Genomic DNA, 16,765 nt, shown 5'->3' on the forward strand with positions numbered 1-16,765 from the left:
AACACCTTATATTTTAATGTAGATCTTTCGTTTATCCATTATATACCCTACCAGCCAGCACAACATCATATAGCTTACTGCAAAAACCAGCGTGCCAAACGCACCGGGAAAAAGCGGCTGGTAAAACACCTGGTTTATCCAGTCATAAAAACTGAGGCCTGGTTTTACCCACAAGGTCGAAATGACAGTGAACAACAATTCCGATAGCAGGTAAATAGCCAACGAGTTACGACCAAAAACCAGGAAAAAGTTAGTGCCCCGCTTAATATTCTTTAGTTCTATAACATAAATGAGCACACCAATAATTACCAGATCAATGCCAATGGTAAGCAAGGTAAAAGTACTTGTCCATAGTTTTTTAGCCAACGGGAAAAACTGCGCCCAAAACAGGGCTATACCAATAAGGCAAGCGCCCGCAATTAACAAATTGGCCACCGACTCAAAATTGCGGCCCTTACGCTGGATGTAAGTTCCGGCCAGATATCCGGCTATTACGTTTACAATGGCGGGCAAGGTACTGAGCAGGCCTTCAGGGTCAAAAGCTATTGGCCCGCCCTTGTCATGGTACAGATGGGCATTCCCCATAATTAAAATATCAAGACGGGTACCGGCATTGCCCAGCATGGTTAGTTCCTTTCCGGGCTCACCAAGCAATAATAAAAACACCCAGTAGCCGAGCAATAACATAACTGAAATGATAACCGCTGTCCGTTTGCTGCAATAATGAACTATTAGCGAGCCAAAAAAGTAACAAATGGCTATGCGCTGCAACACACCCATAATACGGGTATTGGCGAGCGGATTAAAGGCCCAGCTTCCTGCTTCGCGATGGAAGAACGGGAACCAGTACATCAGGTAGCCCAGCAAAAATATGATGATGGTACGTTTACTTATTTTACGCAGAAAGGCGCTGTTGCTTTCAAATTTGTTTTTTGAAAAGCTCAGCGCGTTACCCACCGCGAAAAGGAACGACGGAAAAACAAGGTCGGTTGGGGTAAAGCCAAACCATGCAGCATGATCAAGCGGCGCCCATTGCACCGTGCCCGAACCGGGAGCATTCACAATAATCATGAAACATATCGTCATCCCCCTGAAAATGTCGAGTGTTATAAATCTGTCTTTTGCTAAAGCCATGTATCTTTATCTATTTAGAATTTTCCCTGAAGTGTATAAATAGCCCGACTGGCTGGCTTTTCAAGACGCATACTTACCTTATCGGGCCGATTGCCGTTTTCGTCGTAAATTATCAGTTGATTAGCGCCTGGTTTTAGCCAGCACTCCGGTATATACATACCAATGTTACCAATTTTTTCGGGATAGCGCCCCAGGTTGTGCCCGTTTACCCATACCGAACCATAGCTTAAGCCATCGGCATGCACGCGCCATATCAACTGTTTACCCGGCACCTGCGGAACAGTAAATTGTGAACGGTAGAACTGTGGTCCTTCAAACCTTGTTTTTGCTGTCAGCTTATTCCAGCCATCGGCAGTTGCAAAATCACCGGGGTTTCCAAACATTTTCCACCTCGTTAATACCATGCCGTCACCAATACTGTTAATTTTTACGGGTTGATCTATTCCACCCTCATTGGAGTTATTTTCGATGAATACCGTAAGCGTAATGGGTTGTTGGAGTATGGCTGCGTCATTAACTTCTACTGCAAAAGGTGAGTTCCAGCCTTTATGCTGGCTTACCTGCTTGCCGTTAATAAATACGGTAGCGTCCTCATCCACACTTCTGAAATTGATGGTGAGTTTGGAAGGATTACCGGCCTGAACCGGGATAATGGTTTGAAACCAGCCAAAACCCTGCTGCTTGTTAAATACATCATCGCCAATTTTATACTTTTTCCAGCTGGTTGTATCAAACGCGGGAATAGCATTTTTCACATCGTCGGCTTTTTCGGCTTTGATAAAATACCAGTTGTTGGTGGTGGATATAAAAGGCCCGCCCTGTTTAAGCTGAACCTGCCCTGACAGGCCCTTTTTATCTACGTCGGTTATAGAACCTATGTAGGCCGCCAATTTATCGCGGCCGTCATGCGCGGTAAATATGGCCAGTGTGTGTTTACCTTTTTCGAGGTTAAAAGTTACTTCACCATCGCGCACTTTCCATTGGCTTACCTTTTTGCCGTCAATAAAGGCTGTGGCACGGTCTCCGCCATCAACTTGCATGGTATATTTTCCGGTTGATGGAATGTCTACCGTGGTACGGTACCAGGCATCAGCGGTAAGGTTATTATCCGCGCCCATCTGCTGCGGATCGGTTGACTTGAACCAACTGGTATCGTTATAAGCCGGTGCAGCATAAACAGCGGCATTTTTGTTTTGCCAGGAAGATAAAGTTACAGTTGATGAAAATTGTTTATTTTGCTGATATACAGCATTTAATAAAATTGACTTATTCTCCAGATATAAGCGTGCTGCCCCATTTTTTTTAGCTAACAACGGGTATTCAGCTTTTGACAATAGTTGTTTATTTTGCACACTCAGGCCTGCCAGGTATGATGTGCCGGTAACAATAACCGATGATCCGCTCGCTTCGGTTATCCAGGTTTTATCCATCCCCCGGGCATCTCCAACCAAAATACGAACACGCTGGCCGGAAACTTCAAAACTGTATTCAGCTGGGTTATCTGCTTGCAGGGTTGCCGCAACACTGATATTGCCATCTTTTATTTTAAATGCTTTGGCATCCTGGGTAGCAACCGGCTTGCCGTTCACTTTAAAATAAAATAAAGCCGGATTTTCGCCGCTTGCCTCCGCTAAAATGGTAGTGGTATTGCCTTGTTTAACCAGGCCATATACGCGTGTAAGCGCCCAGTTAAGCGTTATATTACTGTTTAAGGTATAGTTGTGCACCAGAGGATAAATCTCGTCAGGGGCCAGAGTGATACTTGCCGCGGGGATATCTTTATCGACCTTAACCTTTGCTTTAACCTGCTTTTTAGATGGATTATCCAGAAAAATAAGATCACCAATATCGGCTGACCTCGCGGTTACTTTTATAGTACTGTCGGTGACGATATCCTGATAAGCGCCGGTTGCATCAGTACAGTTTTCCAATATATCCTGAAAGCCGCGGGCAAAAAGTGCCGCACGTTTAAACCCATAATAAATAGGACGCAGATCACCTGACTGCCCCAACGCCGAGCCGTAATCATAAGAAGCGGCATCTTCATCATTATTGGTATAGCCAAAGTTGGAGCCGCCGTGCGCCATGTAATAGTTATAACCGCCACCGCCATGCGCTATGATTTTCCAGGTACGGCGGGCGTACACCGCCGAGTCGGTTGGCTTTGCGCCGTATTGCGAATACCATACGCTCCAGAACTCGGTAGAAAACCATGGGTTTGGCCGTTTAGCATCATCCAGTGTGCCATCGCCTGCGGGATCGCTGGCATGGTGCAGCCCGCTAAAAAAGTACGGAACCTGTATACCCAGGCTAAGCACTTTGCTTTGCAGGCGTTTAAAGTAATTATCAGGTATTACCGTTCCCCAGCCATTATTGTGCTCATTTTCTAATTGCACCATGATCACGGGGCCGCCTTTGTTTATTTGCTGGTTAAAAACAATGGGCAACAACTTATCAAAAAAACGATCCACACATTTTTCAAACTCCTCATTGTCTTCGCGCACACGCAAGCCGGGTTTAAACTTAAGCCATATCGGATAACCGCCCAAATCCCACTCGGCACAATAATACGGGCCTACCCTAACAATGGCGTACATACCCAGACTTTTAACTGTGGCTAAAAAAGCATTCAGATCATGGTCGCCGCTAAAGTTGAACTTGCCTTCAATCGGTTCATGAAAATTCCATAAGGTATATACCTCAACACAGTTAAAACCGGCGCGTTTTAAGCGCAACAGCCTGTCATACCACAACTGCCGAGGCACGCGGGCATACTCCAACCCTGCTGAAGCCAGAAAAGTGCGCTTGCCGTTTATTAAAAAGCCTTTCCTATCGAAATCGATAAACGGTTTGGCCGAATCGCTGACTGGGAAAATATGATCATTAACAGCCTGGCCATAGCTTTTGTTAGCACAAACCAACAACCATAAAACCCAAAGGACAATATAAATGCGCCTGTTCATTACTGTTGACTGTATGTTTGCTGAATAACGTTATTGTATTTTTCAAATAACTGTTTGGCCTTTTCAACCGGCTTACCGCTCGTGGTATTAGGGTAAGCGTTATCATGCCTGTTTACCCATTGCCATTCCCAATCTTTTACCTGTTTGTCAAAGGCTTTATCGTCAAAGACGGTACCTGTGGCAAGTGATTTATCCAGCTGACTAAAATACATAGCCCAGCGGGGCTTATAATAGCCTTTAATAAGACCAGCCCATTGACGGTTAGAGTACTCGCGCAAACCGCTTTCCTTATCGCCCCAAAGCGTCACCAGATCGCGGGCATTAAATTCATATAGGTTCTTTTCTTTATCGGTGATGCCGTTGGCCCTGGCCTCGCTGATCCATTTACCTAATAAAAAATCCTTACGGGTGCTTAGCAAAGCATCCAGGTCATCCATCAGCTGTAAAAATTCGGCACTGTATTGTTTAAAATGTGCCTGGTCTTTGCTTTGGTAAGCCGCGGCTACCTTCTGTTGTAATGGATTGGCATAGTTAGCCAGCACCTGCCGGGTAATATCAACTATATCATACTGAAAACCATCGCTTTCTTGGAGGCTGTCGGCAGTATTGATGAACAAACCCCAGGCTTTAGCTAATTGAGCAGGGTCATAATCTAATTTGGTGAGTACCCGGTCGATGCTTTTTTTCATGGTAGGCCTGGCTACGATGATAGATTCCTGCCCGCCCTCGGTTAGGCCGCCGGTGTAAACGGTATTCAGGAGAATGTGCCAGGCGTCATTTATCTGGTTGTTGCTTTGGCCATAACGTCTTTGCGCATAGTTGATAAGCCATTTATCTACGTCAATGGGGGTATCTGTCCAAACGTTTTCCAGCATGAGGGCAAACAGGGCTGGGTTTTGCTCAATGCCTTCGGGCGTTATGCCTATGCCGCGCATGTTTTTTGATTCGGGATCGTGCAGCGCTATGGCCGGGTCGGCGGCTACGTGACGCATGCGACCAAACAGGCTGATGTTCCCGCCGAAATTCTGCAGCATGCTCCAGATCCAGGGCTTACCATAATAAGCCTCCGTACGGTTCCAAACCGGGTGGGCGTCGCTGTACAGGTCTAATACGATCATTTGCTCGTTCGGAACTGCATTTAACAGAGCTTTGATCTGCTGCGGCTGCCAGAATTTGTTGTTGTAATGAAACATCCAGCCCTGCATTACCCAAATGGCTTTTGGGTCGGCGGCAGCCATGGAGTTGAACACTTTTTTGCTCATGCCATCCAGGTAGGTAGAATCATTGGTTGGCGGCACATTTTCATTAAAAGTATCGGCAGAGTACAGGTGGTCTGTACCAAACTCTTTGGTTTGGGCATCTATATATTTTTTACCGATGGTTTCAAACATCGGATCGTCGGGGTCAAGGATATAAACATCGGGAAAACCGGCATCCCAGTTGGTCTTTTTAACTTTAGCGCCGGGGAATTTATCTTTAAACGATGGCGGAACATGCCCTGTAAATGAAGACAAAACAGGTTTCATACCAAATGAGCGTTCACGCTCTAATATCTTTTTCTGAAGTTCTTTATGCGAGTCCATCCAATGCTGCGGCAGCGGGCCTCCCCAGGCATCAATGTTGCCCATCCAAAACCAGGCAAAATAAGCAGGGCCGCTAAAAAACTCATCAAGTTGTTTATCGGTAAAGCCCATGCTTTTATACACGGTTTGCCAAACAGCTTCTTCGCCAGTAATGGCAAGTGGCAGGTTAATCCCGTTCAACGCCATCCAGTCAATTTCCTTTTGCCAGCGGTCCCAATCCCACCAGGCCATAGAGTAATTGTAAGTACAGTAGTTTAAATAATAACGATATTGGTAAGGCGTAGTTTTATGAACCGGCCTTTTAACCATGGGTAAGGTTGCCGGCAAATTAAGATTGGTACCGTTCCAGCCAATATCGCAGAAACAATAATTTTTGAGATAGTAATTTAATGCCGAAGCAATGGATAAACCATTGTTGCCGCGTAAAACAATTTTACCGCCGTTGCTGTCAAGTTCAAAAATATCCTTACCGTTTTGCGGCGGAATTTCCTCAATGATAAATGAGCCGCTTTTGCCAGGAATAATCCGTTCAATAAAGGCGTATGACGCTTTTTGATCAACCTGGGCATTGGCGTTTAAAGCAGAAATAAAAACAACAAGCAGCAGTAAATATTTTTTCATTTAACAGTATGTAACGTGTATAAAACATTAATGGCATTTCGAACGCAGAGAGAAATCTTATACTACAAGCGGTGTTCGCTTTGCAGATTGTATAAGATTCTCCTCGTTCCTCGTCCGAAATGACAATTTTATATAGCGGGTTTAGCTATAAAATGCCGACAACCAGAACAAAGCATCTGCGAGAGAAACTTTAACGCTGATTGCCGGCATTTATTTAGTCATCCTTTAAAAGTTAGGATTTTGTTTTAAAATTCCCTTACTCTTATCAATTTCAACCTGAGGGATTGGATAATAATAATGTTTAGGACGGATGAAAACAACATTCTTGTTTTTGTCAAGCGGCGCCTTAGATACTGGTGAGTTATAGATAGCCGCGATATCAACAATTTTGTCTTTGTCCCAGCGCATCAGGTCCTGGTGACGTTCGCCTTCACCGGCAAGTTCAACCCTGCGCTCGTGAATCAGTTCCTTCATACCTGCACCAGAAACCGGCTTCAATAAAGGTGAAGCCCTGTGCCTAACCTGGTTAATCAAAGCATCACCTGCACCGGCACCTTTGGTACGGATTAAAGCTTCGGCCACCAAAAGGTAAATATCAGCAGAGCGCATTAAAGGTACAGCGAAGGTATGGTCAACACCGCCACCGGCGGCCGCTGCATTAAATACAGCATATTTGCGGAAAGAATATCCGGTGGCCGAAAGGTCAGCCGTAAATGTTGTTGGCCCGTTGCCGTCGCCTAAGTCTACCTTATCGCCTACGCTCAACAGTGTGGCCTGTTTACGCGGATCATTAGCTTCAAACTCGTCTGCCAATCCCTGCAAAGGCTGGCTAAAGCCATAACCACCCCACGGACGTGGAATGTAGTAAACAGTAAAGTCGTTTTGGATAATGTTTTGAACTGCCTGTATAGAGAATAATAACTCTTTACTGTTTTCATTTGCACGGGTAAAGTTATCCTGGTAATTGGCAGCCAGCGCATAGTTAGCATTTGATATTACCTGTTGCCCGGTAGCTATAGCCTCCGGGAATTTTTCCCAGTACATATACAATTTAGTTAAAAGTCCAAGTGCTGTGCCTTTACTCACGCGCCCTCTGTCGGCAGCACCATAACTTTCGGGAAGCATAGTGATGGCCTGTTTCAGATCAGATTCAATCTGTTTGCGTACATCCTCAATTGGTGATTTAGGAACGTTGAAGTTTTGTTTGGTGTAATTATCTTCGGTAATGATTGGCACATCGCCATAAATAACCATTAAGCGCCAGTAACCAAAGGCCCTTAAAAAGTAGGCCTCGCCAATACTGCGTGTTTTTACCGCCGGTGAAATGGAAGTGATCTTCGGAATATTCAAAATACAATTGGTTGAGCGATTAACGGTTTCATATTTCCATTTCCAGCTGTAGTTAACCTGCGCGTTTGAGGCATCGTAAGTTAAATTTTCAATGGCCTCATCTTCACTATGATCGCCTGAGCGCCAATAGTCGTCAGATGCCACGTCAAAAGTTGTTTCGGCGTGGGCTATATAATCCTCCCCTTCCAGCAAGCTGTATATACCGGTTATTGCATTTACTGCATCGGCCTCGTTCCGGAAGTAGTTTGATGCATCATAAGCGCCCTTTTGGTTCAGCTCAAGTGTTTTTTTACAGCCTGCGGTAAATACCATTGCCAAAGCTGCTGTATATAATATATGTTTTGATTTCATGAGGTTATAATTTAACTGTTAAACCAAATGTTATTGTTCGCACCGCGGGATATTGGGCTACATCAACCCCCCTTTGCAGGTTACCATCTGTATAACCAAGTTCAGGTGTATAACCTTTATAATTGGTTATCATAAATACATTTTGTCCTGATGCATATATTCTTACGCTATTTAAAGCGGCTTTTTTGGCCCATGCAGCAGGCAGGGTGTAACCTAAGGTCACGTTTTTAAGGCTGAAATAATTGCCGCTCTCCACAAAAAGGTCAGATGTGCGGTAATTATCATTTGCACGGTCTAATGACATCCGCGGAATGGTATTGCTGGTACCGGGTCCTGTCCAGCGGCCCAATGTTTCGGCATACAGGTTAAACGGATAAGTTGGATCAATACCCTGCATCCTGTCGGCATTATACAGGCTAACACCAAATACACCGGTGAAATTTGCGGCAAGGTCAAAACCTTTATAGGATACGCTGCCTTGTAAACCTGCAGTAACATTAGGGTTAGGATTGCCCAGGTTAGCACGGTCGTTACCGTCTATCAAACCATTGCCGTCCAGATCAAGGAAACGTACGTCGCCTGGTTTTATATTACCCTTACGAGGATCATTCTTCAAAGCCGGATCATTGTCGATATCGGCCTGGGTTTGGTATAGGCCATTGGTTTTCCATCCGTAGAATGATGAAATAGGCTGACCCTGATATGTCCTGGAAATTTCCTGGCTTGAACGGCCATAAACAACCGAACCTACAAATGAACCGGCGCCATTTAATTCGGTTACCTTGTTTTTAATAAAAGAAGCATTTGCGCCCACAGAATATTTTACCTTATCACCGCCCTGGTAATTAACCTCCAGTTCAACGCCACGGTTATTCATTTTACCAATATTTCTGTCGGGAATAGCTACTAATCCAAAAGTGCCTACCTCTGGTGGCGCCAACAGCATGTCTTTGGTATCCTTATTAAAATAGGTAATGGTTGTATTTAACCGATTGTTCAAAAAGCCCGCGTCTAAACTAACATTGGCCATTGATGTACGTTCCCAATGAATATCGGGATTGGCTATAGTGGTAATAGCAGCTCCGCTTACCCCTGTTCCGCCGAAAGCGTAACCACCATTGCCATAAGTGTTATTTACCGTTATGGTACTCACGTATTGAAACCCGTCAACACTCTGGTTGCCTAACTCGCCCCAGCCACCGGTAAGTTTCAGGTTACTGATCCAGTTGATGTTTTTAATAAATTGTTCGTTGGATAGTCTCCATCCCAGTGAAAATGCAGGGAAGTACCCCCATTTATTGGTTGGGCCAAATTTTGATGAACCATCAGCACGGAAAGTCACCGTAGCTAAAAAGCGTCCATCATAATCATAAAACAATCTTCCAAAACCCGACTCCAGCGCCGAAACTTTGTCAAGGCCTCCGCCCGCCGAAGGGAATTTATAATTGCCCGACGCGGTTAAAAGCGAGGTTCCCAAGTCTAAGATCCTTTGATCTGGCGAAGTATCATCATAGCCAACACGGCCTGCGGCAAAGTTGCCGCCTTTAAAATTCTGATAAGAATATCCTCCGGTAAAAACAACATGACTTTTACCAAATGTTTTATCATAAGTAACAAACGCTTCCAATAACTGCGAGGCAACTTCGGCCTCTGTTTGTGTTAAAGTAGAGCTGGTGTTTTGCCTGGCCTGGTTCAGATCCTGTATACTAAAGTTATATCCACGGTTAATGGTGCCATCAAAAGCATAATTAACACGCAGTTTTAGGTCTTTTATAAAAGTAATTTCGGCAAACGCATTAGCTAAAGCCCTGTATTTCCGGGTGTAACGATCAGCTTGCTGGATGGTTGCATAAGGGCTGTTGATATCACCTAACTGATTGGCAAATGCTTTTGAGGTACCATAAGTACCATCCGGGTTTACCAAAGGTATGGCCGGGTTAAAACGCAATGCCGAGAAAATTAAACCTGTTTGTGAGCTGTACGTATCAAACCCGTTGTTATCTGTATAGGTTAACTGAATATTTTCGCCGAGTTTAAGCCAGGGCTTTATTTTATGCTCTGAATTAATGCGGGTACTGAAACGTTTAAAATTGGTTTTATCAATAATACCATCCTCATTATAAAGAGAAGTTGAAAAGTAATAGTTTGATACATCATTACCGCCTGTTATATTGACATCGCCGCTGGTTACATGGCCTGTACCCATAATGGCCCGCTGCCAATCAGTTCTTTGTGTAGCATAATAATCATTATTCCAGGGTGCATCTATAGCAACACCGTCATTGGTATAACGTTCTCTTTTTAATTTATACAGATCTGGCGCAGTAAGTAAGTCGATATATTTGGTTGACTTAGAGAAGCCATTATAAAAATTGACCGTAGTACCCAGTTTTTGATTATAGGTACCCTTTTTTGTGGTTACCAAAACTACTCCATTTGCCGCACGTGTACCGTAAATAGCGCTTGCAGAGGCATCTTTCAAAATGTCGACAGAGGCAATATCATTCGGATTGATATCACTTAGCGCATCAACGTTGCTGGTTGGTACACCATCAACCACTACAAGTGGGTTGGCATCATTAAGGGTACCTGTACCACGTATCCTGATACTGGGCGCGGACCCCGGCGAACCATCATTACGCACAATGTTAACACCACTGGCCCTGCCATCCAATGCCTGCGCAGCAGAGCTCACCGGTAAATTTTGAATATCGGTACCTTTAACACTGGCCACTGAACCTGTAAGGTCAATTTTTTTAGTGGTACCATAACCTACTACCACCACCTCATTTAAGGCTGATGGCAGCGCATCCATAGTAATTGACAGGTTATGATTGCCGCTAATCGGGATTACCTTTTTGGCATAACCAATATACGTTAGTTCCAGTACGCCATCGTCGGGGGCGTTAATGCTGAAGCTGCCGTTAACATCAGTAGTAACACCCACATTGGTACCCTGAAGCTTTACGCTTACACCTATCAATGGTTCGCCTGTTTTATCAACAACTTTCCCTTTTATAATGGCCTGCTTGTTGGCATCTTCCTGGTTTGAGATGATCACCACATGGTCATCGCTCATTTTGTAGGAAAGTTTATTATCGATAATTGTGCTTAAGATCTGGTCTATCGTTGCATCCTTTACGTTAAGATCAACTTTCCCCAGCCTTTTAATAACCGAGTAGTTGTAAAAGAAACGATAATCACTTTGTTTTTGAATTTTGGTTAGTATGCTGCTTACTTCGGTTTGCTTGATACTAAGCGTAAATTTTTGCTGAGAATATACACTTGCCGAAACTTGCATGCATGTAACCAGAATTATAAAAAATACTGCTTTCATCAGCAAAATAACTTTTAGACATACGGGTACACCCTGAAGCGGAAATACCCTTCTTGTTTTTTTCATTACATTTGTTTTGAAAATTAATGGATAGAGTAAGCCTTGTGTTACAATACCTTACTCTTGTTAAATAAATCCTATTTGTTTTTACAGGGAGGAGTGCCAGCTCTTCCCTTGTTTATTGGATTTTCAGGAATCTGATAGGTAATTTTTCAATGTCATAGCGTTAGTTTAAGGGGTTATTAAATCAGTTTTGTTTCTCTTTTCGCGACAGGTAAATAGTGCTTCCCTCTATTCTGAATTGGAACGGAGTTGTCATTTCAATAATTTGCATAGCCTTTTGTAGTGGCTCCTGATCAAGCAGACCACTAATTTGCTCGGTTTTAAGCGCCTGATCTTCAAATGCTACCTGCACATTATATTTGCGTTCTATTTGTTTGGCTACGTCTTCAAATAGCTCGTTAGTAAATAATATCCTGTTGTCAAGCCAGGCTGTTTCTTTGATCTCTTCGGGTTTAACTCTTGGCAATGTAATAACCTGATATTCAATTTTAGCTACATTAACATTATGATTTGCTACAGCCGTTGTTTGGGGCAGGTTATTGCTTACCATTAACTTTTCGTTGGGCAGTAGGATAATTGTTTTTTCAGGGTTATTTTTTAGTTCAACCTTCACTTTACCTTTCAATAAAGTGGTTTCTGTTGTTTTATCATCATTATAGGCTTTCACATTAAATACCGTTCCCAGTACTTTTACTGTAAGCTTTTTGGTGTGTACAAGAAATGGTTTCTTCGGATTCTTTGTTACTTCAAAAAAACCTTCACCGTTAAGGCTAACCTCCCTTGTGTTTTTTGAAAACGTTTCGGGATAAGTAAACTCGCTCCCTGCATTCAGGGTTACTTTAGTACCATCGGGCATTACCAGCTTTTGGGTTGTGCCGTAAGGTATATGGATGGTATGCATCACAAGCCGGGCAGCCTCATCCCGCTGTTTAAACTCGCGTATATAAAATAAACTGCACGCCATCCCTAATACCAAAATGGCTGCAGCAGCCCATTGCCATTTAAAAGCAGGCTTTGGTTGCTCTGTTTCAATATATATTACAGGCGCCTCATTTGAAGCTTTAATTTTATACCAAAGCTCTTCTAACTTTTCGCTTATATTTTTTTGTTTTGATTCATTTAATTGACCGGTATTACCTTTTAAAGTATCGGTAACCTGGTGCATTCTTTTATATTCCGGAAATTGTTTAAAAAACACTTCGAGCTCGGCCAATTCAGCTTCGGTAGCGGTTTTGCCCATACTTTTAGCCATTAGCTCAATAAACCTGGATTTGCCCATAATAATTAGTATGCTGTAAGGACACAGCAACAGGCGCTTTTTCTTAAAGAAAATAAAACTTTTTTTTCGGCACCATTTGATTGGTAAATAACACCAGGTGAGTTCACACTTTTACGCAAGAAGAGTTTACAGACCCATGCTTTAAAAATAGTCAGTTCGGGTATTACCACCCAAGCAATTGTGCCATACCTATTTCCTACTGCTCCTGTTATTAAAGGTTACGGGGAGTAAGCAACGCCTGCATAAGATATCCATGTATCAACTGAGCCGGCATCAAGATCAATACGGTTTCATTTTTAAGTTAAATTAAAAATAAATGCGTTCCGTATCTCACCCGGAACGCATCACATCGTATTCAATTAAATTCCACAACCCACGATCATGGCCTCCATTCCCAGGAGCATTATTCTGATCTAAGGCTTTTCACCGGGTTGGTCATTGCCGCCTTGATACTATGATAACTAACGGTGAGTAACGTAATGAGCACAGCACCTGCTCCGGTCAGCGCAAATACCCACCAGGACAGTCCTGTGCGATAGGTATAATACTGCAGCCACCGGTGCATGAAATACCAGGAAACAGGGACGGCAATGAGTAATGCGATGCCCACCAGAATGACAAAGTCCCTGGATAATGAACCCCAGATGCTCATCACCGATGCGCCCAGCACTTTACGGATACCGATCTCTTTGACGCGCTGTTCAGCTACAAATGACGCCACCCCAAATAAGCCAAGGCAAGATATGAAGATAGCGAGCATCGCGAACACGGAGGCCAGCTTTCCGGTACGTTCTTCCGCTATGAACTTTTGCGCATATTCACTATCTGCGAACTTATAATTGAAAGGCGCATCCGGCGCAAACTTTTTGAAAACTGTTTCGATTTTGGCTAATGACCCGGCAACAGGCATGCCGGCCTTGAGTTTCAAATTAACCACATTGAATGATCGCTCCCGGTCATCCATTAAAAACACCACCGGCGTAATGGGATCAAAAGGCGAGGTCATGACCATGTCCTTTACGACACCCAGCACTTTCCAATCTTTTTCGTGCCATTTAATGGTTTCACCTATTGGCTCCCTCAGGCCCATCTGCCTGATGGCCGCTTCATTGAATAAAAAGCCTGACGAATCGCTCGGAAACTCTTTAGAGAAATTCCGGCCTTCCTTCATTTGCCAACCCACCACACTACCAAAATCCGGGTCGACCAGTATCGTGCCGAAAACCTCCTGCCGGTTGGGATCCTTTCCTTTCCAGCTTAGGTTATCCGCGGATGACCACACGCCGGTCGTGGGGTTAGAGGATGCCGAGACGCCAGTTACAGCGCCGGTTCTCAGCACTTCCTCCCGGAAAGCGCTATACCCCTTTATAGCGTCATAGGGGATCGACACCAGGTTGTTCCGGTTATAACCTACCGGCCTGTCCTTTGCAAATTCAATTTGTTTGAAAACAACGATAGTCCCGATAATCATGGTAACTGAAACAGCGAATTGAATGACGACCAGTATTTTACGCGGCATTGCAGCAGCAGGGCCTGCTTTGAAGGTGCCCTTTAATACTTTCACCGCATTAAAGGACGACAAGTAAAGCGCCGGGTAACTGCCCGCGATAAGCCCTGTGAAAAGGCAAAAACAAAAGCAGGTCAGCCAAACCAGCGGATTAGTCCAGATCAGGTGAAGGTCTTTACCTGAAACGTCATTGAAAAACGGCAAAGCCAGCCATGCTAACAGCACAGCTATCAGGAATGACACGCCGGCAATCAGGAAGGACTCACAGAGGAATTGGGCAATCAGTTGCGTGCGCAAGGAACCAATGGCTTTGCGTATGCCCACTTCTTTTGCGCGCTTTTCGCTCCGGGCCGTGCTCAGGTTCATAAAGTTGATGCAGGCCAGCAATAGCACGAACAGGCCGATGATACCAAAAAGCCATACGAACTGCAGGCGACCTGCAACAGCAACGCCGTTTTTGAATTCATACAGGTGCCACTCACTCATCGGGGACAGGAATAGCGCGGGTCTGGCGGCATTTTTCGAATGGTTATACAGGATATTTTGAATTTTACGCGAAAGCTGGTGCAGGTCGCTGCCCTGGTTTAATAGGGCATATAATTGGAATGAACTGTTAAACCAATTATTCATGCCATCGCCGTTTTGAGTCAGGAGACCAACAGGCGCTATAAAATTCACATTACCGAACTGTGTATTTTGAGGCAGGTCCCGGTACACACCTGTTACCTGCACCAGGTACGCGTCGTTGAGCTTGATTGTTTTATTGATCGGATCGGTTTCACCAAATATGGCCCGGGCTAATGATTCATTGATCAATAGAGTGCCGGGTGTTTTAAAGGAGGTTTTTGATCCTCTGATCATATTCAGGGTGATGATATCTGTAATAGCAGACTCAGCATAACAGCCTATCCTTGAAAAGGCATGGTTGTTATAGTTCATGTTCTGTTCCATCGTAACAACCGAGGCCACCTGTTTAAAGTCGCTGCCATATTTATCCCGCAGTTCTGTCGATAACGGCAAAGGCAGCGAGGACTGCGTCACCAGACCACCGCCGGCATTTTTGTTGGTTAAAACCTGTACAATGCGGTCATAATTCGTATTGGACTTATCGTATGAGACTTCGTCCCATATCCATAAACCGATTAGCATAGCCACAGCCATACCCACGGCAAGGCCGGTAATATTGATGAACGAAGAAGCTTTGTTCCTGATCGTATTTCGCCAGGCGATTTTCAAATAATTTTCAAACATATGATTGCGGTTTTTCTGATCCGAAATTACCGTTGCGGCCCGGAAATCATATGTCACTTTATAAGATGGCAGTTCTTTTTTATATTCCGCTGGTGTTTTGCCGGTCAGTTGCTTGAATGCGCGGTGAAAAGTACTGGGGGAGTTAAAGCCGGAATCATAAGCGATGCCCTGCAAGGTAAGGTGATCAAAAGCCGGGTCCTGCATCTTGCGGGCTACATCGGCTACGCGGTAAGCATTGATAAAATCATTAAAGCTTGTTTTAAGCACGGCATTGATGATCCGGGACAATTCGTGGGTAGTCAATCCGAGCTTTTCAGCCAGTGAGGTCAAACTCAATTCTGGGTCTTTGTAATAAGCGTCGATCTTTACCATATTTTTAAGCCAGGTGGCTTTATGCCTGGACTCATCCGGCGATGTTAGTTTCAAAAAATAGGGTTCATCTGCTGGCGAGTTAATTTCGGGCCTTAAGATCACCATTCCGGCCGCCCCTATTGCCAGTACGGCCAAAAGGAGACATAAAGGATAAAATACTGGGGTTGTCTGATTATTGTGGTTTAGGAAGCCGATGATCGTGAAGGGTATCCACGATAGCCATAAAATGGCAAAACCTGTCAATAGGTTGTTCAACCATTGTAACTTCAGCCGGTAACGGTCGCCCCCGTTAAATTTAAGTCTCCCAAAAAAGTCTTTGATCATCTTGTGAGCGGCATACCAATAGACGCAAACCGAAATAAATACCAGTAGCCGGAACGCCATGTTCGGCCCCGGAGGACTTGACGGATAGAAAATATTCACGCCGACTTCTACCAGCAAGGGGCAGAAATGCAGCAGGTAGCCGGAACGAAATTTACTGTCTGGCTTTGTAATGCTCCATACATACAAATAGATAAGCGGACCTAAGGCCAGTAAAAATTGCCATGAGGCAAGGCTCCAGCGCGGAAAAGCGGTTTCCAGGTGAATGTCAGTGTCCAAAGCCCGGATCATCTGCATGACGGTAATCATTAGGATCAGGCCGAGGATCCGGTTTGCGGCCTTGTTGCCTCTTTTGGAAAGTAACAACATCAAGCTGAAAGCGAGCCCAACGAAAATTGTTCCCAGGAAAGCCAGGTCATAAAGGTTGATATGGAAGGTATACGCTTTCAAGCCATGCACTTAGATCAATCTCTGTTCCAAAAATTTAATCAATTGATAAACAGGTGAATATCTTAGCGATGATTAAATAGTTTGTAACAGACACGAACATAGGTATGTCCGGTTTTGGATGCTAAAAAAGGAGTCAGGAAACCGCAATTGTGTAAAATCACCTTCTGTGAAAAGTGTAAACTT

The 16,765-nt window shown here is 44.2% G+C and carries 7 protein-coding genes; all 7 read right to left on the minus strand.

The genetic code is table 11. The features are described 5' to 3' along the window. Window positions 1-6 precede the first annotated feature (6 nt). Window positions 7-1,134 (minus strand): acyltransferase family protein, encoded by a 1,128-nt coding sequence (locus SNE25_RS19000; RefSeq protein WP_321560574.1) that lies wholly within the window; start codon window positions 1,132-1,134, stop codon window positions 7-9. Window positions 1,135-1,148: 14 nt separating this feature from the next. Further along, the gene (locus SNE25_RS19005) at window positions 1,149-4,097 is read right to left on the minus strand and encodes a beta-galactosidase (RefSeq protein ID WP_321560575.1); all 2,949 of its coding nucleotides are present in this window, start codon (window positions 4,095-4,097) and stop codon (window positions 1,149-1,151) included. After that, window positions 4,097-6,301, minus strand: a complete 2,205-nt coding sequence (locus SNE25_RS19010; protein ID WP_321560576.1) for an alpha-N-acetylglucosaminidase — start codon at window positions 6,299-6,301, stop codon at window positions 4,097-4,099. Before SNE25_RS19010 ends, SNE25_RS19005 begins: the two co-directional genes overlap by 1 nt. Before the next feature lie 225 nt (window positions 6,302-6,526). Further along, the gene (locus tag SNE25_RS19015; protein ID WP_321560577.1) at window positions 6,527-8,002 is read right to left on the minus strand and encodes a RagB/SusD family nutrient uptake outer membrane protein; all 1,476 of its coding nucleotides are present in this window, start codon (window positions 8,000-8,002) and stop codon (window positions 6,527-6,529) included. A gap of 4 nt (window positions 8,003-8,006) precedes the next feature. Beyond that, entirely contained in the window at window positions 8,007-11,405 is a 3,399-nt protein-coding gene (locus SNE25_RS19020) for a TonB-dependent receptor (protein ID WP_321560578.1), read from the minus strand. Between the two features lie 181 nt (window positions 11,406-11,586). After that, window positions 11,587-12,681 carry a FecR family protein gene (locus SNE25_RS19025; RefSeq protein ID WP_321560579.1) on the minus strand — a complete coding sequence of 365 codons (1,095 nt, stop codon included), beginning with the start codon at window positions 12,679-12,681 and terminating at the stop codon, window positions 11,587-11,589. Window positions 12,682-13,084: 403 nt separating this feature from the next. Beyond that, entirely contained in the window at window positions 13,085-16,582 is a 3,498-nt protein-coding gene (locus SNE25_RS19030) for an ABC transporter permease (RefSeq protein ID WP_321560580.1), read from the minus strand. Between the last annotated feature and the right edge of the window lie 183 nt (window positions 16,583-16,765).

The organism is Mucilaginibacter sabulilitoris, assembly GCF_034262375.1.
GTDB classification, from domain to species: Bacteria; Bacteroidota; Bacteroidia; order Sphingobacteriales; family Sphingobacteriaceae; genus Mucilaginibacter; species Mucilaginibacter sabulilitoris.

What these genes read in the sequence shown, in the direction of transcription:
- SNE25_RS19000 (WP_321560574.1), bottom strand. Translation starts at nt 1,134, where the DNA reads ATGGCTTTAGCAAAAGACAGATTTATAACACTCGACATTTTCAGGGGG.
- SNE25_RS19025 (WP_321560579.1), bottom strand. Translation starts at nt 12,681, where the DNA reads ATGGGCAAATCCAGGTTTATTGAGCTAATGGCTAAAAGTATGGGCAAA.
- SNE25_RS19020 (WP_321560578.1), bottom strand. Translation starts at nt 11,405, where the DNA reads ATGAAAAAAACAAGAAGGGTATTTCCGCTTCAGGGTGTACCCGTATGT.
- SNE25_RS19015 (WP_321560577.1), bottom strand. Translation starts at nt 8,002, where the DNA reads ATGAAATCAAAACATATATTATATACAGCAGCTTTGGCAATGGTATTT.
- SNE25_RS19010 (WP_321560576.1), bottom strand. Translation starts at nt 6,301, where the DNA reads ATGAAAAAATATTTACTGCTGCTTGTTGTTTTTATTTCTGCTTTAAAC.
- SNE25_RS19005 (WP_321560575.1), bottom strand. Translation starts at nt 4,097, where the DNA reads ATGAACAGGCGCATTTATATTGTCCTTTGGGTTTTATGGTTGTTGGTT.